The organism is Pseudomonas citronellolis (genome assembly GCF_001586155.1).
GTDB lineage: Bacteria > Pseudomonadota > Gammaproteobacteria > Pseudomonadales > Pseudomonadaceae > Pseudomonas > Pseudomonas citronellolis.
Window position 1 is genome coordinate 6,556,323 of sequence record NZ_CP014158.1, and the last position, 21,643, is coordinate 6,577,965.

Sequence of the window (21,643 nt, forward strand, 5' to 3'; positions counted from 1 at the left end):
GGAACGCCTGTCCGCCATGCCTACAGAAACCCAGCTCAGACTGTTGCTCGACAACCTCACCACGGCGGTGATCCTGCTCAACGCCGAACTGCGCCTGGAGTACATGAACCCGGCCGCCGAGATGCTCCTGGCGGTCAGCGGCCAACGTAGCCACGGGCAGTTCATCAGCGAGCTGTTCACCGAATCCCAGGAGGCCCTGCAGTCGCTGCGCCAGGCGGTGGAGGAAGCGCACCCGTTCACCAAGCGCGAAGCCACCCTGACCTCGCTCACCGGCCAGAGCATCACCGTCGACTACGCGGTGACGCCCATCCTCAACCGCCGCGAGACCCTGCTGCTGCTGGAAGTCCACCCGCGCGACCGGCTGATGCGCATCACCAAGGAAGAGGCCCAGCTGTCCAAGCAGGAGACCACCAAGCTGCTGGTGCGCGGCCTGGCCCACGAGATCAAGAACCCCCTGGGCGGCATCCGCGGCGCGGCCCAGCTGCTGTCCCGCGAGTTGCCGGACGAGTCGCTCAAGGACTACACCAACGTCATCATCGAAGAGGCCGACCGCCTGCGGAACCTGGTGGACCGCATGCTCGGCTCGAACAAGCTGCCGCAACTGCGGGTGACCAACATCCACGAGGTGCTGGAGCACGTCTGCAGCCTGGTGGGCGCCGAGACCCAGGGCAGCATCCCGCTGATCCGCGACTACGACCCGAGCATTCCCGACCTGCTGCTCGACCGCGAGCAGATGATCCAGGCGGTGCTCAACATCGTGCGCAACGCCATGCAGGCCATCGCCGCGCACAACGAACTGCGCCTGGGCCGCATCACCCTGCGCACCCGCACCCTGCGCCAGTTCACCATCGGCCACACGCGCCACCGCCTGGTGTGCAAGGTGGAAATCATCGACAACGGCCCGGGCATCCCGGCCGAGCTGCAGGACACCATCTTCTACCCCATGGTCAGCGGCCGCCCGGACGGCACCGGGCTGGGCCTGGCCATCACCCAGAACATCATCAGCCAGCACCAGGGGCTGGTCGAATGCGAGAGCCACCCCGGCCACACCGTATTCAGTCTGTTCCTGCCCCTGGAACAAGGAGTGCACCACCCATGAGCCGTTCAGAGACCGTCTGGATCGTCGACGACGACCGCTCCATCCGCTGGGTACTGGAAAAAGCCCTGCAACAGGAAGGCATGACCACCGTCAGCTTCGAGAACGCCGACAGCGTCATCCACCGCCTCGGCCGGCAGCAGCCGGACGTGATCATCTCGGACATCCGCATGCCCGGCTCCAGCGGCCTCGACCTGCTGGCGCAGATCCGCGAGCTGCACCCGCGCCTGCCGGTGATCATCATGACCGCCCATTCCGACCTGGACAGCGCGGTGGCCTCCTACCAGGGCGGCGCCTTCGAATACCTGCCCAAGCCGTTCGACGTCGACGAGGCCGTGTCCCTGGTCAAGCGCGCCAACCAGCACGCCCAGGAACAGCAGGGCCTGGAGGCGCCGGCCAACCAGGCGCGCACCCCGGAGATCATCGGCGAAGCGCCGGCGATGCAGGAGGTGTTCCGCGCCATCGGCCGCCTCAGCCACTCCAACATCACCGTGCTGATCAACGGCGAGTCGGGCACCGGCAAGGAACTGGTCGCCCACGCCCTGCACCGCCATAGTCCGCGCGCGGCCGAGCCGTTCATCGCGCTGAACATGGCGGCGATCCCCAAGGACCTGATGGAGTCCGAACTGTTCGGCCACGAGAAGGGCGCCTTCACCGGCGCCGCCGCGCAGCGCCGCGGGCGCTTCGAGCAGGCCGACGGCGGCACCCTGTTCCTCGACGAGATCGGCGACATGCCGGCCGACACCCAGACGCGCCTGCTGCGCGTGCTGGCCGACGGCGAGTTCTACCGCGTCGGCGGCCACACCCCGGTGAAGGTCGACGTGCGCATCATCGCCGCAACGCACCAGAACCTGGAAAACCTGGTGCGCGAGGGCAAGTTCCGCGAGGACCTGTTCCACCGCCTGAACGTCATCCGCATCCACATCCCGCGCCTGGCCGACCGCCGCGAGGACATCCCGGCGCTGGCCCGGCACTTCCTCGCCCGCGCCGCGCAAGAGCTGGCGGTGGAGCCCAAGCTGCTCAAGCCCGAGACCGAGGATTACCTGAAGAACCTCGGCTGGCCGGGCAACGTGCGCCAGTTGGAGAACACCTGCCGCTGGATCACGGTGATGGCCTCCGGCCGCGAAGTGCACATCGACGACCTGCCGCCGGAGCTGCTGACCCAGCCCCAGGACAGCCTGCCGGCGGCCAACTGGGAACAGGCCCTGCGCCACTGGGCCGACCAGGCCCTGGGCCGCGGCCAGTCGAGCCTGCTGGACAGCGCCGTGCCGGCCTTCGAGCGGATCATGATCGAGACCGCCCTGAAGCACACCGCCGGCCGCCGCCGCGACGCCGCCGTGCTGCTGGGCTGGGGAAGGAACACCTTGACGCGCAAGATCAAGGAACTGGGCATGAAAGTGGACGGCCCGGACGACGAAGGCGACGACTGAAGCACCCTTGGAGCGATCGAAGGGGCCCTGGGGCCCCTTTTTCGTGGGGGAGTGTTCTTGCACCTTGTAGGAGCGAGCTTGCTCGCGAAGGGAGTTCTGCCGGTGGGGATGGTGTGCGCCCTGAAGAACACCCTCTCCCCCAGCCCTCGGCTGCGCGCCCCGCCCTGAAGGGAGAGGGGGCTTGTCCGTGCCGAGAGGGGATTTGGTGTCAGCCGGGTGCTCGGTACAAGCCGGCTAACGCCGAAACACCCGAGCACACCGAACAGTCCCCTCTCCCTTCAGGGAGAGGGCTAGGGAGAGGGGCGGAGTTGAGCCGACACACCGTCGCCAAGGGGTAACACGGTTCGCGAGCAAGCTCGCTCCTACAACACCCCCGAAATACCCCCAGAACCTGTGGATAACCCTGTGCACAGCCCGGGGATCGATCCCCCCGCAGCCCAGGCCCCGCGCCCCTCACAGCCCCGACTGAATTCTGTGCAGGATTTCCCACGTTGCCCACAACCGCTGTGCGCCCACCTGTGGACAACCTTGGGATGAATGGCTGCGGCGCAGGCCCCACGGGCCCTGCGCCGGATCGATCAATCGCTGCTCAATCCATGGCGAAGCCGAGCTGGCGCCAGGCTTCATAGACAGTCACGGCGACAGTATTGGACAGGTTCAGGCTGCGGCTATCCGGGCGCATCGGCAGGCGCAGGCGCTGCTCCGGCGGTAGCGCGTTGCGCACCTCTTCCGGCAGGCCACGGCTTTCCGGGCCGAACAGGAAGGCGTCGCCACGCTGGTAGGCGACTTCGTGGAAAGCGTGGGAGCCCTTGGTGGTGAAGGCGAACAGGCGTGGGTGGCCGAGCTTATCCAGGCATTCCTCCAGGCTCGCATAGCGCTGCACCGGGGCGTATTCGTGGTAATCCAGCCCGGCGCGGCGCAGGCGCTTGTCGTCCAGTTCGAAGCCCAGCGGCTCGATCAGGTGCAGGCTGCAGCCGGAATTGGCGCAGAGCCTGATAATGTTGCCGGTATTGGGTGGAATTTCCGGTTGGAAGAGGATGACGTGGAACATGCAGCGCTCCGGGCCTGAGGACGGCCGGCATTCTACTCCCGCGGCGGCGGATGTGCGGCCCCGGCCGTGGCTGCGGGTGTTTTCGGCGCTGGCCATCGGCGGGCTGATGATCGGCCTGATGCTCGGCCGCCTCACCGGGCCCACGCCGGGCGAGCCGCACCTGCTCGCCGTCCAGGCGCAGGACGGTGTTCTGCTGCTGCGCTTCGACCAGAGTGCCGGGGTCGAGGCCGGGCAGATCGAGGGAGCCCTGGCGCTGCGCGTGCGGGCAGCGGGCGCGGCCGCCGAGGGCCAGATGCGCCTGGACGGCCAACCCTTGCGCTGGCGCGTGGAAACCCGGGAGGGAGAACTGTGGATAACCCTGCTCTCCACCCGCCACCTGGGCGGTAGCTGGGACAGCGAGGAGAAGGACGGGGACTGGGTGCTGCGGGTCCATCCGCAACTGCGCTGAGGGCGCCGGCGGCCACCCTCGGGAAGAAAGAAGGGGATTCCCCGGCCTGCCTGAACCGAGGACCCCGAAAGGGGCGGAGGCCGCATCGCGAACCTCCGGTGTAAAAAGGGGGTTTCCCCGGCCTGCCTGTACCAGGACCCCCGAACCGTTCACGCCTTCCACCGCATCGGGCCGCGGCGGCGCGCCTTGTGTAAAAGTGGGGTTTCCCCAGCCTGCCTGTACCGAGGCCCCCGAAATCGTTATTGGGACTATTGCAGGGGCTGTGCCAGTTTTGTCGACGGGCTGGGCTCCCCATGCTGAACAGCCGTGCAGGCCAGTATTCATGGGGCCTGCAGCAAATTTGCAAGTGAATTCCCTGGCACAAAAGGCATGGCCGAAATGCCCGCACAGGCTGGCCGAGAAGGCGCCTTGCTAGTGCACGCGCACCAAAGTTGAACGCGCCGGCCCCGATCTCCCCGTAGGATGGGTTGAGCGAAGCGATACCCATCGCCATGACCGCATGGGTTTCGCCAAGGCTCAACCCATTCTACGAAGAGCGCTTCGCTATCGGATGGGCAAAAGAAAAGGCGCCCTTGGGCGCCTTTCTTCGCTGCGACGGACCTTACTGGACCGAAGGAATCTCGCCGGAAGCCTGCAGGCGGGCGATTTCCTGGGCGTACAGGGCGTCGAAGTTCACCGGCGAGAGCATCAGCGCCGGGAACGAGCCGCGCACCACCAGGCTGTCCAGGGCTTCGCGGGCGTAGGGGAAGAGGATGTTCGGGCAGAAGGCGCCCAGGGTGTGGCTCATGCTGGAAGCGTCCAGGCCCTTGATCAGGAAGATGCCGGCCTGCTGCACTTCGACGATGAAGGCCACGTCGTCCTTGTTCTTCACGGTCACCGAAACGGTCAGCACCACTTCGTAGAAGTCGCCGTCGAGCTGCTTCTGGCGGGTGTTCAGGTCCATGCTGATCGCCGGCTGCCATTCCTGGCGGAAGATTTCCGGAGCCTTCGGCGCTTCGAAGGACAGGTCGCGGATGTAGATGCGCTGCAGGGAGAACTGCGGGCCGTTTTCTTGCTCGTTGGCGCCGTTGCTAGATTGCTCAGTCATTTCAGGACCTTCTTATGGCTCGTTTGCAGTAATAAGGGGATCACGCCGACAGCAGCGCATCCAGCTTGCCCGCGCGCTCCAGCGCGTACAGATCGTCGCAGCCGCCGACGTGGGTGCTGCCGATCCAGATTTGCGGTACCGAGGTACGGCCGGCCTTGCGGCTCATTTCGGCGCGCAGGTCGGGCTTGCCGTCCACGCCGATCTCCTCGTAGGCCACGCCCTTCTTGTCCAGCAGCGCCTTGGCGCGGATACAGTAGGGGCACCAGGCCGTGGTGTATATCAGAACCGCCTGCATCTCACTTCACCAGGGGCAGGTTGTCGCCGCGCCAGCTGCCGATGCCGCCGCCCAGCTTGGCCACGTTGTAGCCGGCCTTCTTCAGCACGCCGCACCAGGTACCCGCGTGCTGGCCCATGGCGTCGACCACGATGATGGTCTTGGCCTTGTGCTTGTCCAGCTCGCTCATGCGGCTGTTCAGCTTGTCCGCCGGGATGTTCAGCGAGCCGGAGATGTGGCCGCCGGAGAACTCCTTGCTCGGGCGGATGTCCAGTACGACACCCTGCTCGGCATTGACCAGCGCGGTCAGCTCGCGGGTCGACAGCGCGCGGCCGGCCTTGTTCAGCTCGTGCAGCGCGAGCAGGACCAGGAGCACCACCAGGGCGCCGACCAGCAGGTAGTGATGGGTGGCGAATTCGATCAGACGGGGAAGGAACGACGACATGGCGCAAGGCATCCACAGGTAAAAATGCCGGCCAGTATACACGCGCCCTCCTGACGGCTGAACCCTGCCAATCATGGCGCCCGTCGCACCCAGACGGTAAAATGCCGATCCTTTTCTGACCCCCGTTTTGGAAAGAGCCGCACCTATGACAGCATCGCCCAAACCCCTGGTCCTGATCATCCTGGACGGCTTCGGCCATAGCGACAGCCCCGAGTACAACGCCATCTTCGCCGCGAAGAAGCCGAATCTCGACCGCCTGCTGGCCACCCAGCCGCACGGCCTGATCTCCGGCTCGGGCATGGACGTGGGCCTGCCGGACGGGCAGATGGGCAACTCCGAGGTCGGCCACATGAACCTCGGCGCCGGGCGCGTCGTCTACCAGGACTTCACCCGCGTGACCAAGGCCATCCGCGACGGCGAGTTCTTCGACAACCCGGTGCTGACCGGCGCGGTGGACAAGGCGGTGGGCGCCGGCAAGGCCGTGCACATCCTCGGCCTGCTGTCCGATGGCGGCGTGCACAGCCACCAGGACCACCTGGTCGCCATGGCCGAACTGGCCGCCCGGCGTGGCGCGCAGAAAATCTACCTGCACGCCTTCCTCGACGGCCGCGACACCCCGCCCAAGAGCGCCGAGCCGTCGCTGAAGCTGGTCGACGAGGCCTTCGCCCGCATCGGCAAGGGCCGCACCGCCAGCATCATCGGCCGCTACTTCGCCATGGACCGCGACAACCGCTGGGACCGCGTCGAAGCCGCCTACAACCTGATCACCGAAGGCGCCGCCGAATTCACCGCCGACGACGCCGTGGCCGCGCTGCACGCCGCCTACGAGCGCGGCGAGAGCGACGAGTTCGTCAAGGCCACGCGCATCGGCGAACAGGTGCGCGTGGAGGATGGCGACGCCGTGGTGTTCATGAACTTCCGCGCCGACCGCGCCCGCGAACTGTCGCGCGCCTTCGTCGAGCCGGGCTTCAAGGAATTCCCGCGCCAGCGCGAGCTGCACCTGGCCGAGTACGTGATGCTCACCCAGTACTCGGCGAACATCCCGGCGCCCAGCGCGTTCAAGCCCGAGTCGCTGGACAACGTCCTCGGCGAATACCTGGCCAAGAACGGCAAGACCCAGCTGCGCATCGCCGAGACCGAGAAGTACGCCCACGTCACCTTCTTCTTCTCCGGCGGCCGCGAAGAGCCGTTCGAGGGCGAAGAACGCATCCTCATCCCCTCGCCCAAGGTCGCCACCTACGACCTGCAGCCGGAAATGAGCGCGCCGGAAGTCACCGACAGGATCGTCGAGGCCATCGAAAACCAGCGCTACGACGTCATCGTGGTCAACTATGCCAACGGAGACATGGTCGGCCACACCGGCGTGTTCGAGGCCGCGGTCAAGGCCGTGGAATGCCTGGACACCTGCGTCGGGCGCATCGCCGCGGCGCTGGACAAGGTCGGCGGCGAGGCCCTGATCACCGCCGACCACGGCAACGTCGAGCAGATGGAAGACGAGAGCACCGGCCAGGCGCACACCGCGCACACCTGCGAGCCGGTACCCTTCATCTACGTCGGCAAGCGCAAGCTGAGCATCCGCGAAGGCGGCGTGCTGGCCGACGTGGCGCCGACCATGCTGACGCTGATGGGCCTGCCGGTGCCGGCCGAGATGACCGGCAAATCCATCGTCACCCTGGAGTGACCCTCGCGAGCTGCAGGCGGCGTGATGCTTTTCACTCGCCGCTTGCGGCTTGTAACGATTTTTTTATGCATACTAGGCCGATTCCGCCTCCAGGTGCCCGCCACCCCATGCATCGCGCCCTATCCTCCCTGCTGCTGATCTGCCTGCTGAGCCCGCTGGCGGTCGTCGCCGACGAACGCGCCGACACCCAGAAGCAGATCGAGCGGACGCAGAAAGACATCGCCGAGCTGAAGAAGACCCTCAGCGGCATCCAGGAAGAGAAATCCGGGGTGCAGAAGCAGCTCAAGTCCACCGAAACCCAGATGGGCGACCTGGAGAAGCAGGTCAAAGCGCTGCAGGAGGAGCTGGAGAAGAGCGAAAAGGAGCTCCAGCGCCTGGACGAGGAGAAAAAAAAACTCCAGGGCGCGCGCCTTGAACAGCAGCGGCTGATCGGCATCCAGGCCCGCGCCGCGTACCAGAGCGGCCGCGAGGAATACCTCAAGCTGCTGCTGAACCAGGAACATCCCGAGAAGTTCAGCCGCACCCTCACCTACTACGACTACATCAACCGCGCGCGCCTGGAACAGCTCAACGCCTTCAACGAGACCCTGCGCCAGCTGGAGAACGTCGAGCGCGACATCACCACGCAGAAGAGCCAGCAACTGGCCCAGCAGCAGGACCTCGAGGCCCGCCGCCAGGAACTGGCCGAAGTGCGCAAGCAGCGCCAGGAAGCCCTGGCCAAGCTCAACAGCGACTACAGCGACAGCAACCGCAAGCTGCAGGACCGCCAGCAGGCCCAGGCCGAGCTGAACAAGGTGCTCAAGACCATCGAGGAAACCCTCGCCCGCCAGGCCCGCGAAGCCGAGGAAGCGCGCCAGCGCGCCCTGGCCGCCGAACGCGAGCGCGCCCGCCGCGAACGCGAGACGGCCAGCAGCGGCGGCAGCGTGAAACCCAAGCCCCGCGCGGACTACAGCGGCCCGCTGGTATCCAGCGGCGCCGGCTTTGGCGGCGCCTTCGACGCCACCCGCGGCAAGCTGCCCTGGCCGGTCAACGGGCGCATCCTGGCGCGCTTCGGCAGCCCGCGCGGCGACGACCCGCGCGCCACCTGGGACGGCGTGCTGATCGGCGCCAGCGCAGGCGCCACGGTACGCGCCGTGCATGGTGGCAGGGTGGTGTTCGCCGACTGGCTGCGCGGCGCGGGGCTACTGGTTATCCTCGACCACGGTGGTGGATACCTGAGCCTTTATGGTCATAATCAGAGTCTGCTGAAAGGCGCCGGGGATACGGTCAAGGCCGGGGATCCCATCGCTACCGTCGGCACCAGCGGCGGGCAGGAGACTCCGGCGGTGTATTTCGCCATTCGTCATCAGGGCCGCCCGACGGACCCCACTACCTGGTGTCGCACGCAAGGATAAGCGGCGGACACGCCTTAGGAGCCAAACATGTCGCATCGCTTCCGTCTCATCACCCTGGCCCTGCTGCTCGGTATCGGGGCGGCCCAGGCCGCCGAGACACCGCCCGCCGCGCCAGCCGCGGCCAGCGGCAAGGAGGCGCCGCTGCCGCTGGACGAACTGCGGACCTTCGCCGAGGTCCTGGACCGGGTGAAGGCCGCCTACGTCGAGCCGGTGGACGACAAGACCCTGCTGGAGAACGCCATCAAGGGCATGCTCAGCAACCTCGACCCGCACTCCGCCTACCTGGACCCGGAAGAATTCGCCGAGCTGCAGGAAAGCACCAGCGGCGAGTTCGGCGGCCTGGGCATCGAGGTGGGCACCGAGGACGGCTTCATCAAGGTGGTCTCGCCGATCGACGACACCCCGGCGGCCGCGGCCGGCATCCAGCCCGGCGACCTGATCGTGCAGATCGACGGCAAGCCGACCAAGGGCCAGTCGATGAATGAGGCGGTGGACAGCATGCGCGGCAAGCCCGGCTCGTCCATCACCCTGACCATAGTGCGCGGCGGCGGCCGGCCGTTCGACGTCAGCCTCAAGCGCGCCATCATCAAGGTCAAGAGCGTCAAGACCCAGCTGCTGGAGCCGAACTACGGCTACCTGCGCATCACCCAGTTCCAGGTCAACACCGGCGACGAGGTGGTCAAGGCCCTGGCGCAGCTGAAGAAGGACAACAAGGGCAAGCTCAAGGGCCTGGTCCTGGACCTGCGCAACAACCCCGGCGGCGTGCTGCAGTCCGCGGTGGAAGTGGCCGACGCCTTCCTCACCAAGGGCCTGATCGTCTACACCAAGGGCCGCATCCCCAACTCCGAACTGCGCTTCTCCGCCGACCCGGCCGACCCCAGCGAGGGCGTGCAGCTGGTGGTGCTGATCAACGGCGGCACCGCCTCGGCGGCGGAAATCGTCTCCGGCGCCCTGCAGGACCAGAAACGCGCCATCCTCATGGGCACCGACAGCTTCGGCAAGGGCTCGGTGCAGACCGTGCTGCCGCTGAACAACGACCGCGCCCTGAAGCTGACCACCGCGCTCTACTACACCCCCAACGGCCGCTCCATCCAGGCCCAGGGCATAGTCCCGGACATCGAGGTGGAACGCGCCAAGGTGACCCGCGAGCAGAGCGACTTCGAGGGCTTCAAGGAAGCCGACCTGCAGGGCCACCTGGCCAACGGCAACGGCGGCAAGGACCGTCCGACGCAGTCGGGCAAGGCGCCCCAGGCCGCCCCGCAGGACAGCGACTTCCAGCTGAGCCAGGCCCTCAGCCTGCTGAAGGGGCTCAGCGTCAGCCGCGGCAACTGACCGGTGCGCCGGGCACGGCTGCTGTTCGGCCTGTGCCTGGCCGCCCTGCTCGGCCAGGCACAGGCCAGGCCGCTGCTGAGCGTGGTGATCGACGACCTCGGGCAGAACCTGGCGCGCGACCGCCAGGTGTTCGAACTACCGGCTGCGGTGGCCCTGGCGATCATGCCGGACACCCCGCACGCCGCCGAACTGGCCCGCGAAGCCCACCAGCGCGGGCGCACCCTGATCCTGCACCTGCCGATGGACCCGGCCGGCGGCCCCTACGCCTGGCGCCCCGACCTGCCGCACACGGAACTGGCCCGGCGCCTGGACGCGGCGCTGGCCGCGGTGCCCTACGTGCAAGGCGTGAACAACCACGAAGGCAGCCGCATGACCGCCGACCGCGCCGGCATGGACCTGCTCATGGGCACCCTGCAGGAACGCCACCTGTTCTTCCTCGACAGCCGCACCAGCGCCGCCACCGTGGCCGCCGCCGAAGCACAGAAGCGCGGCCTGGCCAGCCTGTCCCGCGACGTTTTCCTCGACGACCAGCCGGATGAAGACAGCATCGCCCGCCAGCTGCAGAGCGGCGTGGCCCTGGCGCGCAAGCAGGGCTCGGCGCTGCTGATAGGCCACCCGCGCCCGGCCACCCTGCGGGTGCTGCTGCGCGAGCTGCCGAAGCTGAAGGCGGCGGGCATCGAACTGGTGAAGCCCGACCTGCTGATCGCCGAGCGCGGCAACCGCGCCATGGCGGCGCATGGCAAGGATGGCGTCTACCGCTGAACCCCCGCTCGCCGGCCGCGCCTCAGCGCTTTTCGTAGGATGGGTTGAGCGAAGCGATACCCATCGCCGTGCCCGACCGAGCACCGGCCGTTGCAGGCGAGCATGGCTCGCTCCTACGAAGAGCACGCCGGTGCGGCCTGTTGCTTCTAGGCGGTTTTCTGGGTTCCCGCGAACGCGGGAACCCAATAGAACAGTTCCGAACCCACCTGTAGGAGCGCGCCCTGCGCGCGAATCGCGGGCAGGGCCCGCTCCTACAATCGTGCATCCTCAGAACCGTAGGGCGGGCGCAGGAGCGGTCTCTATCCGCGATCCGGCCTCAGAGGTAATTGTTGGTGACCTCGTCCACATACCCCTCGGCGCGCATCTGGTCCAGGGCCTTCTGCAGCCGCTCGACCACCTCGTCCGGAGTGTCCTTGTTCAGCGCCAGGTACAGCTGCGCCTCGTTGAAGCGCAGCACCGTCTGCAGGCCGCTGACGCCCTCCTGCTTGGCCAGGTAGCGGCCCACCGGGTCGGTGGTGGCCCAGAGGTCGATCTGCCCGCTCATCAGCTTCTTCACGTTCTCCTGGTCGCGCAGGGCGTTTATCACCGGGATGCCCTGGCTCTCCAGCGCCTGGCTGACAGCGTCGTTCTTGTAGGCGCCGAGCTTGTACTTGCCGGCCTCCTTGAGGTCCTTCAGCGCGGTGATCTTGCTGCCCGGCGGGGCCAGCACCACCCAGCCGGTCTTCGCCAGCGGGCCGACCCACTTGAACAGCGGCACCCGCTCGGGGGTGTAGGTGGTGGAGAACAGGCCGTAGCCGGCGCGGTCCAGGGTCAGCTTGTACAGCCGGTCCCAGGGGAAGCGCAGGCTCAGGGTGTAGCCGATGCCGGCGCGCTTGAACATCTCGCGGACGATGTCCGCGCTGATGCCGTCGATGCCTTCGTCGCGGGCGAAGTTCTTGTCGTCCACCGCCATGTTGAACGGCGGGAAGTTCTCCGTCAGCAGCACCACCTTGTAGTCGGCGGGCAGGTCGGCGCGGGCCGTGGCGGCCCCCAGCAGCAGGCCGATGAACAGCCCGCAGGTCTTGAGTTTCAGCATGGTCATACCGCTCGCTTGGTTATCGTTATGGCTAGCGGCATCCCTGCATCGCGGACGCGATTCCCGTCCTGTACACCATCCCTGGCACAGCTCCGGCCGTGGCCGGCAACGCAGCGCGGCGCCGCTCCCCTCGAGCGGCGCCGGCGGATCACAGGTAGCTGTTCAGTACATCGTCGACGAAGCCTTCGGCGCGCATCTTGTCCAGCGCGGCCTGCAGCTTCTGCACCACTTCGTCGGGGGTTTCCTTGTTCAGCGCCAGGTACAGCTGGTCGCTGTTGAAGCGCAGCACCGTCTTCAGGCCGCCGACGCCGACCTGCTTGGCCAGGTAGCGCCCGGCCGGGTCGCCACTGGCCCAGAGGTCGATCTCGCCCTTTTGCAGCTTGCCGGCGTTCTCCTGGTCGCGCAGCGCCAACACCGGTTCGAAGCCGTGCTCGGCGAGGTACTCGGCCATGGCGTCGCCCTTGTAGGCGCCCACCCGGTACTTCTTCGCCTCGTCCAGGCTCTTCAGGGCGATGGGGCTGTCGCCGCGGGCCAGCAGCACCCAGTCGTCCGGGCCGATGGGGCCGACCCACTTGAAGGCGTTTTCCCGCTCCGGCAGCCGCGCGGTGACGAAGACGCCGTAGTCCGGCTTCTCCAGCGCCAGCTTGTAGATGCGTTCCCAGGGGAAGCGCAGGGTCATGCTGTACTTGATGCCGGCGCGCTTGTACATCTCGCGGACGATGTCCACGGCAATGCCGTCGATGTTGTCTTCCTGGGCGAAGTTCTTGCCGTTGATGGCCATGTTGTAGGGCGGGAAGTTCTCCGTCAGCAGGACCATGCTGTAGTCCGGAGAGATTTCCGCATGCACTGTGCCAGCCAACAGCAGAGAGCTGGCCAGCAGGAGGCGTTTCAGCATCGCAGAACATTCCTGGTTGTAAGCGAAGGCGCAGAGCTTACCGCAAGTTTGCCATCATTCGGCCTTGCATCTTTCAGACCGCGTCACGCCCTGTAGGAAACATCGCCAGAAAGCACAAGGCCCGGCCGCCATGAGCGGGCCGGGCCCTGTCGCAAGCTGCACTCCGGCAGTGCGGCGCGCCCTTCAGCGCACCACGATGCCGCGGCTGGCCAGGTAGGCCTTGGCCTCCGGCACGCTGTACTCGCCGAAGTGGAAGATGCTCGCCGCCAACACCGCGTCGGCCTTGCCTTCGAGGATGCCGGCCGCCAGGTGCTCCAGGTTGCCGACGCCGCCGGAAGCGATCACCGGCACGTTCACCGCCTCGCTGATGGCGCGGGTCACGCCCAGGTCGTAGCCGCTCTTCACGCCGTCCTGGTCCATGCTGGTCAGGAGGATTTCGCCGGCGCCCAGGCCTTCCATCTTCTTCGCCCACTCCACCGCATCCAGCCCGGTGGGCTTGCGCCCGCCGTGGGTGAAGATTTCCCAGCGCGGGGTTTCGCCCGGCGCCGAGACCTTCTTGGCGTCGATGGCGACCACGATGCACTGCGAGCCGAAGCGCGCGGCGGCTTCGCCGACGAACTCCGGGGTGAACACCGCGGCGGTGTTGATCGAGACCTTGTCCGCGCCGGCGTTGAGCAGGTTGCGGATGTCCTGCACGGTGCGCACGCCGCCGCCGACGGTCAGCGGGATGAACACCTGGCTGGCCATACGCTCGACGGTGTGCAGCGTGGTGTCGCGGCCGTCGACGCTGGCGGTGATGTCGAGGAAGGTGATCTCGTCGGCGCCCTGCTCGTCGTAGCGGCGGGCGATCTCCACCGGGTCGCCGGCGTCGCGGATGTTCTCGAACTTGACGCCCTTGACCACGCGGCCGTTGTCCACGTCGAGGCAGGGGATGATGCGCTTAGCGAGGGCCATTCTGGTGTCTCCCAATCTTGAAATTCGCGGGAGGCTGGAGGCTGGAGGCTGAACGAAAAAGCGACTCGGTCACGTCCAGCCTTCAGCCTCCAGCGCTTTTATTCGTCTTTTGCCTGCCGATCGCACAGCGCCTGGGCCTCGGCGACATCGAGGGTACCCTCGTAGATCGCCCGGCCGGTGATGGCGCCGATGATGCCCGGGGTGCGCGCGTCCAGCAGTTTCTGGATGTCGCCCAGGTTGTGGATGCCGCCGGAGGCGATCACCGGGATGCGCGTGGCGTTGGCCAGGGCGGCGGTGGCTTCGACGTTGCAGCCCTGCATCATGCCGTCCTTGGAGATGTCGGTGTAGACGATGGCGGAAACGCCGTCGGCCTCGAAGCGCCTGGCCAGGTCGATCACCTGCACCTCGCTGACCTCGGCCCAGCCGTCGGTGGCGACGAAGCCGTCCTTCGCGTCCAGGCCGACGATCACCTTGCCGGGGAAGGCGCGGCAAGCTTCGCCGACGAATTCCGGCTGCTTCACCGCCTTGGTGCCGATGATCACGTAGCTGACGCCGGCGCGCACGTAGTGCTCGATGGTCTCCAGCGAACGGATGCCGCCGCCGATCTGGATCGGCAGGTTCGGGTAGCGCTTGGCGATGGCGGTGACCACCTCGCCGTTCACCGGCTTGCCTTCGAAGGCGCCGTTGAGGTCCACCAGGTGCAGGCGGCGGCAGCCACCGTCCACCCATTTGGCGGCCATGGCCACCGGGTCGTCGGAGAAGACCGTGGCGTCTTCCATCAGGCCCTGGCGCAGGCGCACGCAGGCGCCGTCCTTCAGATCGATTGCGGGGATGATCAGCATCGGTTGAACCTGCTCGAATCCAAGTCGTGAATGGGGTCGGGTCAGCTCTTCTCGAGCGCCCACAAGTCGCTTTCGATGCTTTCGAACCTGTCTTTCAGGTGCGCCTGCACATCGAGAATCGCCTTGTTGTAGAACAGCGGGCCGAATTCGCGCATGAAGAAGTCCAGCACTTCCTCGGCCTCGAAGCTGCCCAGGTCCAGCTCGAAGCGCTCCTCGAGGAAACGCTGGATGGCCCGCGCCGCGCTCTGGCGCTGGGCGCCATCGAGTTCGAGGATGGCGGGTTTGTCCTTCTGCCGGGCCATGGGCTTACCAGCGGCCGTCCCAGGCGGCGAAGTTCTGCAGCAACTGCAGGCCGTGGGTGTGGCTCTTCTCCGGGTGGAACTGCACGGCGAAGCGCGGGCCCTCGGCCAGCGCGGCGGCGAAGTCGCGGCCGTAGTGGCCGCGGCCGGCGACCTGGCGCGGGTTGCCCGCCTCGATGTAGTAGCTGTGTACGAAGTAGAAGCGCGCTTCGTCGGGGATCTCGTGCCACAGCGGGTGGTCGAGGCTCTGCTTGACCTGGTTCCAGCCCATGTGCGGCACCTTCAGGTGCTCGCCGTCCTCGTACAGGTCCTTGCCGAAGAAACGCACCTGGCCGGGGAACAGGCCAATGCAGTCGACGCCGCCGTTCTCCTCGCTGTGCTCCAGCAGCGCCTGCATGCCGACGCAGATGCCGAGGAAGGGGCGGTCCTGGCTGACTTCACGCACCAGCGCGTCGAAGCCCAGGCGCCTGATCTCGGCCATGCAGTCGCGGATGGCGCCCACGCCGGGGAACACCACGCGGTCGGCCTCGCGGATCACCGCGGCGTCGCTGGTCACCAGCACGCGGCCGGCGCCCACGCGCTCCAGCGCCTTGGACACCGAGTGCAGGTTGCCCATGCCGTAGTCGATGACGGCGACCGTCTGCATTACAGGCACCCCTTGGTCGACGGCATCTGCCCAGCCATGCGCTCGTCCAGCTCGATGGCCATGCGCAGGGCGCGGCCGAAGGCCTTGAACACCGTCTCGATCTGGTGGTGGGTGTTGTGCCCGCGCAGGTTGTCGATGTGCAGGGTCACCTGGGCGTGGTTGACGAAGCCCTGGAAGAACTCCATGAACAGGTCGACGTCGAAGCCGCCGACGCTGGCGCGGGTGAAGGGCACGTGCATCTGCAGGCCGGGGCGGCCGGAGAAGTCGATCACCACGCGCGACAGCGCCTCGTCCAGCGGCACGTAGGCATGGCCGTAGCGGCGGATGCCCTTCTTGTCGCCGATAGCCTTGGCGAAGGCCTGGCCGAGGGTGATGCCGATGTCTTCGACGGTGTGGTGGTCGTCGATGTGCAGGTCGCCCTTGCACTCGATGTCCAGGTCGATCAGGCCATGGCGGGCGATCTGGTCCATCATGTGCTCGAGGAAGGGCACCCCGGTATCGAAGCGGGCCTTGCCCGTGCCGTCCAGGTCGATGGACACCTTGATCTGGGTTTCCAGGGTGTCGCGCGCGACGGTTGCCTTGCGTTCGGCCATCACCAGCTCCACAGCTAACACTGCACTTGATTATAAGAGGGCCCGCATTATAGGCGCGGCGGGCCCCGCAGGGCTACGGGCGACGGTCGGCGGCGCTGGCCGCGGGGCGCCGCTTGTCCGTAAACTGCGCGTCCCCGCCGAGGATGCCGCCATGCCCGTGATCGTCGAACACCTTGCCCAGCCCTCCGCCCAGGACCGCCAGGACCTGGCCCGGCTCTACGCCGAGGCGCCGGCCTGGCTGCTCGCGCCCTTCGCCGATGGCGAGGCCCTGGTGGACGCCGCGCTGGCCGCGAGCACGCTACTGACCGGGCGCTTCAACGACCGCCTGCTGGGCGCCGCCTGGCTGCAGCGCGATGCCGACGCCTGGCGCCTCTCGCGCCTGTGCGTGCGCCGCGTCACCCGCGGCCGCGGCGTGGCCCGCCGGCTGCTGGAGGAAGCCCAGCGCCAGGCGGTGCTCGCCGGCTGCCCGCTGCGCCTGCTGGCCCCGGCCGGGCAGGCGGAAGCGGCCGAGCTGGCCGCGCACCTGGGCCTGGCCCTGGAAACCGCGGAGGCACCGTGAACGACATCGACATCCTGGTCATAGGCGCCGGCGCGGTCGGCCTGGCCTGCGCCGCGCGCCTGGCCGCCGCTGGGCGCAGCGTGCTGATCGTCGAAGCCGAGCGACTGATCGGCAGCCACACCTCCAGCCGCAACTCCGAGGTCATCCATGCCGGCCTCTACTACCCGCCCGGCTCGCTCAAGGCCGAACTCTGCCTGGAAGGCCGCGAGCGCCTGTACGCCTGGTGCGCCAGCCACGACGTGGCGCACAGCCGCATCGGCAAGCTGCTGGTGGCCGTGGAAGACGCCGAGTTGGACAAGCTGGAAGCCCTCGCCGCCAATGCCGAAGCCAGCGGCGTACATGACCTGCAGCCGCTGGACGCCACCCAGTTGCACGCGCTGGAACCGGCGGTGCGCGGCGTGGCCGCCCTGCTCTCGCCGAGCACCGGGATCATCGACAGCCATGCCTACATGCTGTCGCTGCAGCACGCCGCGCAAATCCAGGGCGCGCAACTGGTGCTGGACACCCGCATCGACAGCCTGCGCCGAGCCGCCGACGGCTGGGTTGCCGAAGGCGTCAGCGTCGGCGAGCCGTTCAGCATCCGGGCCGAACAGGTGGTCAACGCCGGCGGCCTGTTCGCCCAGCAACTGGCCGCCCGCACCGAAGGCCTGGAAGGCGTGCCGCCGCTGCACCTGTGCCAGGGCCGCTACTTCACCTACGGCGGTCGCTCGCCGTTCAGCCACCTGATTTACCCGATGCCCGAGGCCAACACCGCCGGCCTGGGGGTGCACGCCACCCTCGACCTCGGCGGCCAGCTGCGCTTCGGCCCGGACGTGCGTTACCTGGAAAGCATCGACTATCTGGTCGACGAAGCGCTGCGCGAGCCCTTCGCCCAGGCCATCCGCCGCTACTTCCCGGGCCTGGACGCCGAGCGCCTGCAGGCCGGCTATGCCGGGATTCGTCCTAAACTGAGCGGCGCCGGGGAACCCGCCTCCGACTTCGTCATCCAAACCGCCGTGGACCACGGCCTGCCGGGCCTGGTCAACCTGTTCGGGATCGAGTCGCCGGGGCTCACCGCCAGCCTGGCCATCGCCGAGCGCGTCGCCGCCGCCTGCTGAAGCGGGCGGGCGCATTGATATACTCCCGCCAATTCACCCGCCGCCAGAACAAGGACCCGTCCATGAAAGCGTTCGGCAAGATCCTGGGCATAGCCGTCCTCGCCCTGCTGCTACTGGTAGTCGCCGCCGGCTTCATCCTCACCCACTTCTTCGACCCCAACGACTACAAGGACGAGATCCGCCAGCTCGCCCGCGACAAGGCCAACCTGGAGCTGGACCTGCGCGGCGACATCGGCTGGAGCCTGTTCCCCTGGCTCGGCCTGGAGCTACACGACACCAGCGTGGCCAGCGTGCGCAGCCCGGACAAGCCGTTCGCCGACCTGCAGCTGCTCGGCCTGTCGGTGCGGGTGCTGCCGCTGCTGCGCCGCGAGGTGCAGATGAGCGACATCCGCGTGCAGGGCCTGACCCTAACGCTGAACCGCGACAAGGCCGGCAAGGGCAACTGGGAAGACATCGGCAAGCCGGCCCAGCCCGCCGGCGCCACCCCCGCCACACCGGCCGGCCAGGCCGGCGCGCCCGCCGAAGCGCCCAAGGCTCCGGCCGAGAGCGCTTCCACGCCGATGAAGCTGGACATCGACAGCCTCAACGTCAGCGGCGCGCGCATCGACTACAGCGACGAGCAGAGCGGCAAGCAGTACACCGTCGAAGGCCTGGACCTGAACACCGGCGCCATCCGCGAAGGCAGCAGCATCCCCTTCAAGCTCAACGCCTACCTGGGCACCAACCAGCCGGTGACCCGCGCCAAGACCGAGCTGACCGGCAACCTGCGCTTCGACCGCGCGCTCAAGCGCTACCAGTTGGAAGACGCCAAGCTCTCCGGCGAACTGGCCGGCGACCAGCTGCAGGGCCGCACCGCGACCTTCTCCGCCCAGGGCCAGCTGCTGCTCGACCAGGCCGCGCAGGTCGCCGAATGGAACGGCCTGAAGCTGTCGATCAACCAGCTGCGCGCCCTCGGCGAGCTGAAGGCGCGCAACCTCGACAAGGAGCCGCAGTTCACCGGCGGCCTGTCCATCGCCCCGTTCAACCTGCGCGAATTCCTCGAAGGCCTCGGCCAGAAGCTGCCGGAGATGGCCGACGGCAACACTCTGACCAAGCTGGAACTGGCCGCGCGCCTGGACGGCAGCCGCAACGCCGTCAACCTCAGCGACATCCAGCTCAAGCTCGACGACAGCAGCTTCAGCGGCAGCCTGGGCCTGGCCGACATCGCCAAGCAGGCCGTGCGCGCCCAGCTCAGCGGCGACAAGCTCAACCTCGACCGCTACCTGCCGGCCAAGGCCGCCAAAGGCGCCGAGGCAGCCAGCGCCAGCCGCAAGGCCGAAGTCGACGCCACCGTCGCCAGCGCCACCGGCAAGGGCGACAGCCCGCTGCCCAACGCCCCCACCCAGCAGGCCTGGAGCGACGCCCCGCTGCTGCCGCTGGCCAAGCTGCGCACGCTGGACCTGGACCTCAACCTGAACCTCGGCCAACTGACCCTCGACAAGCTGCCGATCGAGAACGCCGTGCTCAAGCTGCGCGGGCAGAACGGCCAGTTCAGCCTCGACGACATGCGCGGCGAGCTCTACGACGGCCGCTTCAACGCCAAGGCCAGCCTCGACGTGCGCCAGGACGTGGCGCTGCTGGCGGCGCAGAAGCACATCGAAGGCGTGCCGGTGGAGAAACTCCTCCAGGCCCAGGGCCAGAAGCCGCCGGTCACCGGCCTGCTGAACCTGGACGCGGACATCACCACCCAGGGCAACAGCCAGAAGGCCTGGATCGACAACCTCAACGGCAAGGCCAACTTCAAGCTGAGCAAGGGCGTGCTGCTCAACGCCAACCTCGAAGAGCAGCTGTGCCGCGGCATAGCCACCCTCAACCGGAAGAGCCTGAGCGCCGAGCACGGCGGCAAGGACACCCCCTTCCGCGAACTCAACGGCAGCCTGACCTTCCACAACGGCGTGGCCAGCAACCCCGACCTGCGCGTCGCGGTGCCCGGCCTGACGGTCAAGGGCGACGGCGACCTGGACCTGCGCGTGCTGGGCATGGACTACCGCGTCGGCGTGATCATCGAAGGCGACAAGAGCGACATGCCCGACCCGGCCTGCGAGGTGAACAAGCGCTACGTCGGCATCGAATGGCCGCTGCGCTGCCGCGGCCCGCTGGAACTGGGCGCCAAGGCCTGCCGCCTGGACCAGGAAGGCATCGGCCGCATCGCCGGGCAACTGGCCGGGCAGCGCCTGAACGAGAAACTCGAAGAGAAATTCGGCGACAAGGTCAGCCCCGACCTGAAGGACGCCCTGAAGAACCTGCTGAAGAAGAAATGACCCCCGAACGCTTCAATACCGCGGTCCTCGACTGGTACGACCGCCACGGCCGCCACGACCTGCCCTGGCAGCGCGACATCAACCCCTACCGGGTGTGGGTGTCGGAAATCATGCTGCAGCAGACCCAGGTGAGCACCGTGCTGGGCTACTTCGACCGCTTCATGGCGGCGTTGCCCACGGTCGCCGACCTGGCCGCTGCACCCGAGGACGAAGTCCTGCACCTGTGGACCGGGCTGGGCTACTACACCCGCGCGCGCAACCTGCAGAAGACCGCGAAGATGGTGATGGAGCGCCATGGCGGCGAATTCCCCCGCGACCTCGAGCAGCTCACCGAGCTGCCCGGCATCGGCCGCTCCACCGCCGGGGCCATCGCCAGCATTTCCATGGGCCTGCGCGCGCCCATCCTCGACGGCAACGTCAAGCGCGTGCTGGCCCGCTACCTGGCCTGCGACGGCTACCCGGGCGAGCCCAGGGTGGCGAAACAGCTGTGGGAAGCGGCGGAACGCTTCACCCCGCACGCACGGGTCAACCACTACACCCAGGCGATGATGGACCTGGGCGCCACCCTCTGCACCCGCAGCAAGCCCAGCTGCCTGCTGTGCCCATTGAGCGAGGGCTGCCGCGCCCACCTGCTCGGCCGCGAAAGCGCCTACCCGGTGCCCAAGCCGCGCAAAGAGCTGCCGCAGCGGCGCACGCTGATGCCGATACTGGCCAACCGCGAAGGCGCCATCCTGCTCTACCGGCGCCCGTCCACCGGCCTGTGGGGCGGCCTGTGGAGCTTCCCGGAACTGGACGACCTCGCCCAGCTCGACCCGCTCGCCGCGCAGCACGCCCTACGCCTGGGGCAGCGCCACGAACTGCCCGGCCTGACCCATACTTTCAGCCACTTCCAGCTGGCCATCGAGCCCTGGCTGGTGCACGTGGAAGACGCAGCCAGCGGCGTGGCCGAGGGCGACTGGCTCTGGTATAACCTGGCCACCCCGCCGCGGCTCGGTCTCGCGGCCCCGGTCAAGAAGCTGCTCAAGCGGGCAGCCGACGCGTTGAATGCAGGAGAGATGACATGAGCCGAATGGTGATGTGCCGCAAGTACAAAGAACAGCTGCCCGGCCTCGATCGCCCGCCCTACCCCGGCGCCAAGGGCCAGGACATCTACGAGCACGTGTCGAAGCAGGCCTGGGACGAGTGGCAGAAGCACCAGACCATGCTGATCAACGAGCGCCGGCTGAACATGATGAACGCCGAAGACCGCAAATTCCTCCAGGGCGAGATGGACAAGTTCCTCTCCGGCGAGGAATACGCCCAGGCCGACGGCTACGTCCCGCCGAGCGCGTAAGCTCCGGTATTAACTGAAAATTTTTTCGCGGCACGCTTGACACCCCTTCC

Annotated in this window: 23 protein-coding genes; 12 read left to right on the plus strand and 11 right to left on the minus strand. The window is 67.6% G+C overall.

Annotated elements, in window-relative coordinates:
• Window positions 1-16 precede the first annotated feature (16 nt).
• Window positions 17-1,099 carry a nitrogen regulation protein NR(II) gene (gene glnL, locus PcP3B5_RS28560; RefSeq protein ID WP_009613815.1) on the plus strand — a complete coding sequence of 361 codons (1,083 nt, stop codon included), beginning with the start codon at window positions 17-19 and terminating at the stop codon, window positions 1,097-1,099.
• Window positions 1,096-2,526: a two-component system response regulator NtrC gene (gene ntrC, locus PcP3B5_RS28565; RefSeq protein WP_009613816.1), complete on the plus strand. Its 1,431-nt coding sequence runs from the start codon at window positions 1,096-1,098 to the stop codon at window positions 2,524-2,526. The genes glnL and ntrC overlap by 4 nt, the downstream gene beginning before the upstream one ends.
• Before the next feature lie 589 nt (window positions 2,527-3,115).
• Here the strand turns inward: ntrC and trmL are convergent.
• Entirely contained in the window at window positions 3,116-3,577 is a 462-nt protein-coding gene (gene trmL / locus PcP3B5_RS28570; RefSeq protein ID WP_061563028.1) for a tRNA (uridine(34)/cytosine(34)/5-carboxymethylaminomethyluridine(34)-2'-O)-methyltransferase TrmL, read from the minus strand.
• Between trmL and PcP3B5_RS28575 the strand changes: the two genes are divergently transcribed.
• Entirely contained in the window at window positions 3,564-4,025 is a 462-nt protein-coding gene (locus tag PcP3B5_RS28575; RefSeq protein WP_237143066.1) for a hypothetical protein, read from the plus strand. The two genes, trmL and PcP3B5_RS28575, sit on opposite strands and share 14 nt — an antisense overlap.
• Before the next feature lie 601 nt (window positions 4,026-4,626).
• Here PcP3B5_RS28575 and secB read toward each other — a convergent pair.
• The 3 genes from secB to PcP3B5_RS28590 are packed head-to-tail and all read right to left on the minus strand — an operon-like array spanning window position 4,627 to window position 5,831.
• Entirely contained in the window at window positions 4,627-5,112 is a 486-nt protein-coding gene (secB, locus tag PcP3B5_RS28580; RefSeq protein ID WP_009613819.1) for a protein-export chaperone SecB, read from the minus strand.
• A 40-nt stretch (window positions 5,113-5,152) separates the two neighbouring features.
• Entirely contained in the window at window positions 5,153-5,407 is a 255-nt protein-coding gene (gene grxC / locus PcP3B5_RS28585; RefSeq protein ID WP_009613820.1) for a glutaredoxin 3, read from the minus strand.
• A 1-nt stretch (window position 5,408) separates the two neighbouring features.
• The gene (locus PcP3B5_RS28590; protein WP_009613821.1) at window positions 5,409-5,831 is read right to left on the minus strand and encodes a rhodanese-like domain-containing protein; all 423 of its coding nucleotides are present in this window, start codon (window positions 5,829-5,831) and stop codon (window positions 5,409-5,411) included.
• Between the two features lie 145 nt (window positions 5,832-5,976).
• Here PcP3B5_RS28590 and gpmI point away from each other — a divergent pair, with 145 nt between their 5' ends.
• From gpmI to PcP3B5_RS28610, 4 genes are all read left to right on the plus strand, one after another.
• A complete protein-coding gene (gene gpmI / locus PcP3B5_RS28595) occupies window positions 5,977-7,512 on the plus strand; it encodes a 2,3-bisphosphoglycerate-independent phosphoglycerate mutase (protein WP_043268357.1) in 1,536 nt (511 codons plus the stop codon).
• A gap of 107 nt (window positions 7,513-7,619) precedes the next feature.
• Window positions 7,620-8,906, plus strand: a complete 1,287-nt coding sequence (locus tag PcP3B5_RS28600; protein WP_043268355.1) for a murein hydrolase activator EnvC family protein — start codon at window positions 7,620-7,622, stop codon at window positions 8,904-8,906.
• Between the two features lie 27 nt (window positions 8,907-8,933).
• Window positions 8,934-10,238 carry a S41 family peptidase gene (locus PcP3B5_RS28605; RefSeq protein ID WP_009613824.1) on the plus strand — a complete coding sequence of 435 codons (1,305 nt, stop codon included), beginning with the start codon at window positions 8,934-8,936 and terminating at the stop codon, window positions 10,236-10,238.
• 3 nt (window positions 10,239-10,241) lie between these two features.
• Window positions 10,242-11,000, plus strand: a complete 759-nt coding sequence (locus tag PcP3B5_RS28610; protein WP_058070785.1) for a divergent polysaccharide deacetylase family protein — start codon at window positions 10,242-10,244, stop codon at window positions 10,998-11,000.
• A gap of 316 nt (window positions 11,001-11,316) precedes the next feature.
• Here PcP3B5_RS28610 and PcP3B5_RS28615 read toward each other — a convergent pair whose 3' ends face one another.
• The 7 genes from PcP3B5_RS28615 to hisB all read right to left on the minus strand — a co-directional run bounded on the left by PcP3B5_RS28615 (window position 11,317) and on the right by hisB (window position 16,304).
• Window positions 11,317-12,075 carry a substrate-binding periplasmic protein gene (locus PcP3B5_RS28615; RefSeq protein ID WP_009613827.1) on the minus strand — a complete coding sequence of 253 codons (759 nt, stop codon included), beginning with the start codon at window positions 12,073-12,075 and terminating at the stop codon, window positions 11,317-11,319.
• 148 nt (window positions 12,076-12,223) lie between these two features.
• Complete coding sequence (locus tag PcP3B5_RS28620) at window positions 12,224-12,970, minus strand: substrate-binding periplasmic protein (RefSeq protein WP_061563030.1); 747 nt, start codon at window positions 12,968-12,970, stop codon at window positions 12,224-12,226.
• A gap of 183 nt (window positions 12,971-13,153) precedes the next feature.
• Window positions 13,154-13,924, minus strand: a complete 771-nt coding sequence (gene hisF / locus PcP3B5_RS28625; protein WP_009613829.1) for an imidazole glycerol phosphate synthase subunit HisF — start codon at window positions 13,922-13,924, stop codon at window positions 13,154-13,156.
• Between the two features lie 98 nt (window positions 13,925-14,022).
• Window positions 14,023-14,766, minus strand: a complete 744-nt coding sequence (gene hisA / locus PcP3B5_RS28630) for a 1-(5-phosphoribosyl)-5-[(5-phosphoribosylamino)methylideneamino]imidazole-4-carboxamide isomerase (protein WP_061563031.1) — start codon at window positions 14,764-14,766, stop codon at window positions 14,023-14,025.
• 41 nt (window positions 14,767-14,807) lie between these two features.
• Window positions 14,808-15,068, minus strand: a complete 261-nt coding sequence (locus PcP3B5_RS28635; RefSeq protein WP_061563032.1) for a DUF2164 domain-containing protein — start codon at window positions 15,066-15,068, stop codon at window positions 14,808-14,810.
• Window positions 15,069-15,072: 4 nt separating this feature from the next.
• The gene (gene hisH / locus PcP3B5_RS28640; protein ID WP_058070789.1) at window positions 15,073-15,711 is read right to left on the minus strand and encodes an imidazole glycerol phosphate synthase subunit HisH; all 639 of its coding nucleotides are present in this window, start codon (window positions 15,709-15,711) and stop codon (window positions 15,073-15,075) included.
• Entirely contained in the window at window positions 15,711-16,304 is a 594-nt protein-coding gene (hisB, locus tag PcP3B5_RS28645; RefSeq protein WP_043256084.1) for an imidazoleglycerol-phosphate dehydratase HisB, read from the minus strand. Before hisB ends, hisH begins: the two co-directional genes overlap by 1 nt.
• Window positions 16,305-16,455: 151 nt before the next feature.
• Here hisB and PcP3B5_RS28650 point away from each other — a divergent pair, with 151 nt between their 5' ends.
• The 5 genes from PcP3B5_RS28650 to PcP3B5_RS28670 all read left to right on the plus strand — a co-directional run bounded on the left by PcP3B5_RS28650 (window position 16,456) and on the right by PcP3B5_RS28670 (window position 21,593).
• Window positions 16,456-16,863: an acetyl-CoA sensor PanZ family protein gene (locus PcP3B5_RS28650; RefSeq protein ID WP_061563033.1), complete on the plus strand. Its 408-nt coding sequence runs from the start codon at window positions 16,456-16,458 to the stop codon at window positions 16,861-16,863.
• Window positions 16,860-17,960, plus strand: coding sequence for an NAD(P)/FAD-dependent oxidoreductase (locus PcP3B5_RS28655; RefSeq protein WP_061563034.1), 1,101 nt, complete (start codon window positions 16,860-16,862; stop codon window positions 17,958-17,960). The genes PcP3B5_RS28650 and PcP3B5_RS28655 overlap by 4 nt, the downstream gene beginning before the upstream one ends.
• A 62-nt stretch (window positions 17,961-18,022) precedes the next feature.
• Window positions 18,023-20,260: an AsmA family protein gene (locus PcP3B5_RS28660; RefSeq protein WP_061563035.1), complete on the plus strand. Its 2,238-nt coding sequence runs from the start codon at window positions 18,023-18,025 to the stop codon at window positions 20,258-20,260.
• Complete coding sequence (mutY, locus tag PcP3B5_RS28665) at window positions 20,257-21,324, plus strand: A/G-specific adenine glycosylase (protein WP_061563036.1); 1,068 nt, start codon at window positions 20,257-20,259, stop codon at window positions 21,322-21,324. Before PcP3B5_RS28660 ends, mutY begins: the two co-directional genes overlap by 4 nt.
• On the plus strand, window positions 21,321-21,593 hold the full coding sequence (locus tag PcP3B5_RS28670) for an oxidative damage protection protein (RefSeq protein ID WP_009613840.1): 273 nt from the start codon (window positions 21,321-21,323) through the stop codon (window positions 21,591-21,593). Before mutY ends, PcP3B5_RS28670 begins: the two co-directional genes overlap by 4 nt.
• The last annotated feature ends 50 nt before the right edge of the window (window positions 21,594-21,643 follow it).

Coding starts and splice junctions, on each gene's coding strand:
- glnL (WP_009613815.1), top strand. CDS start 17: ATGCCTACAGAAACCCAGCTCAGACTGTTGCTCGACAACCTCACCACG.
- ntrC (WP_009613816.1), top strand. CDS start 1,096: ATGAGCCGTTCAGAGACCGTCTGGATCGTCGACGACGACCGCTCCATC.
- PcP3B5_RS28575 (WP_237143066.1), top strand. CDS start 3,564: ATGACGTGGAACATGCAGCGCTCCGGGCCTGAGGACGGCCGGCATTCT.
- trmL (WP_061563028.1), bottom strand. CDS start 3,577: ATGTTCCACGTCATCCTCTTCCAACCGGAAATTCCACCCAATACCGGC.
- secB (WP_009613819.1), bottom strand. CDS start 5,112: ATGACTGAGCAATCTAGCAACGGCGCCAACGAGCAAGAAAACGGCCCG.
- grxC (WP_009613820.1), bottom strand. CDS start 5,407: ATGCAGGCGGTTCTGATATACACCACGGCCTGGTGCCCCTACTGTATC.
- PcP3B5_RS28590 (WP_009613821.1), bottom strand. CDS start 5,831: ATGTCGTCGTTCCTTCCCCGTCTGATCGAATTCGCCACCCATCACTAC.
- gpmI (WP_043268357.1), top strand. CDS start 5,977: ATGACAGCATCGCCCAAACCCCTGGTCCTGATCATCCTGGACGGCTTC.
- PcP3B5_RS28600 (WP_043268355.1), top strand. CDS start 7,620: ATGCATCGCGCCCTATCCTCCCTGCTGCTGATCTGCCTGCTGAGCCCG.
- PcP3B5_RS28605 (WP_009613824.1), top strand. CDS start 8,934: ATGTCGCATCGCTTCCGTCTCATCACCCTGGCCCTGCTGCTCGGTATC.
- PcP3B5_RS28615 (WP_009613827.1), bottom strand. CDS start 12,075: ATGCTGAAACTCAAGACCTGCGGGCTGTTCATCGGCCTGCTGCTGGGG.
- PcP3B5_RS28620 (WP_061563030.1), bottom strand. CDS start 12,970: ATGCTGAAACGCCTCCTGCTGGCCAGCTCTCTGCTGTTGGCTGGCACA.
- hisF (WP_009613829.1), bottom strand. CDS start 13,924: ATGGCCCTCGCTAAGCGCATCATCCCCTGCCTCGACGTGGACAACGGC.
- hisA (WP_061563031.1), bottom strand. CDS start 14,766: ATGCTGATCATCCCCGCAATCGATCTGAAGGACGGCGCCTGCGTGCGC.
- PcP3B5_RS28635 (WP_061563032.1), bottom strand. CDS start 15,068: ATGGCCCGGCAGAAGGACAAACCCGCCATCCTCGAACTCGATGGCGCC.
- hisH (WP_058070789.1), bottom strand. CDS start 15,711: ATGCAGACGGTCGCCGTCATCGACTACGGCATGGGCAACCTGCACTCG.
- hisB (WP_043256084.1), bottom strand. CDS start 16,304: ATGGCCGAACGCAAGGCAACCGTCGCGCGCGACACCCTGGAAACCCAG.
- PcP3B5_RS28650 (WP_061563033.1), top strand. CDS start 16,456: ATGCCCGTGATCGTCGAACACCTTGCCCAGCCCTCCGCCCAGGACCGC.
- PcP3B5_RS28660 (WP_061563035.1), top strand. CDS start 18,023: ATGAAAGCGTTCGGCAAGATCCTGGGCATAGCCGTCCTCGCCCTGCTG.
- mutY (WP_061563036.1), top strand. CDS start 20,257: ATGACCCCCGAACGCTTCAATACCGCGGTCCTCGACTGGTACGACCGC.
- PcP3B5_RS28670 (WP_009613840.1), top strand. CDS start 21,321: ATGAGCCGAATGGTGATGTGCCGCAAGTACAAAGAACAGCTGCCCGGC.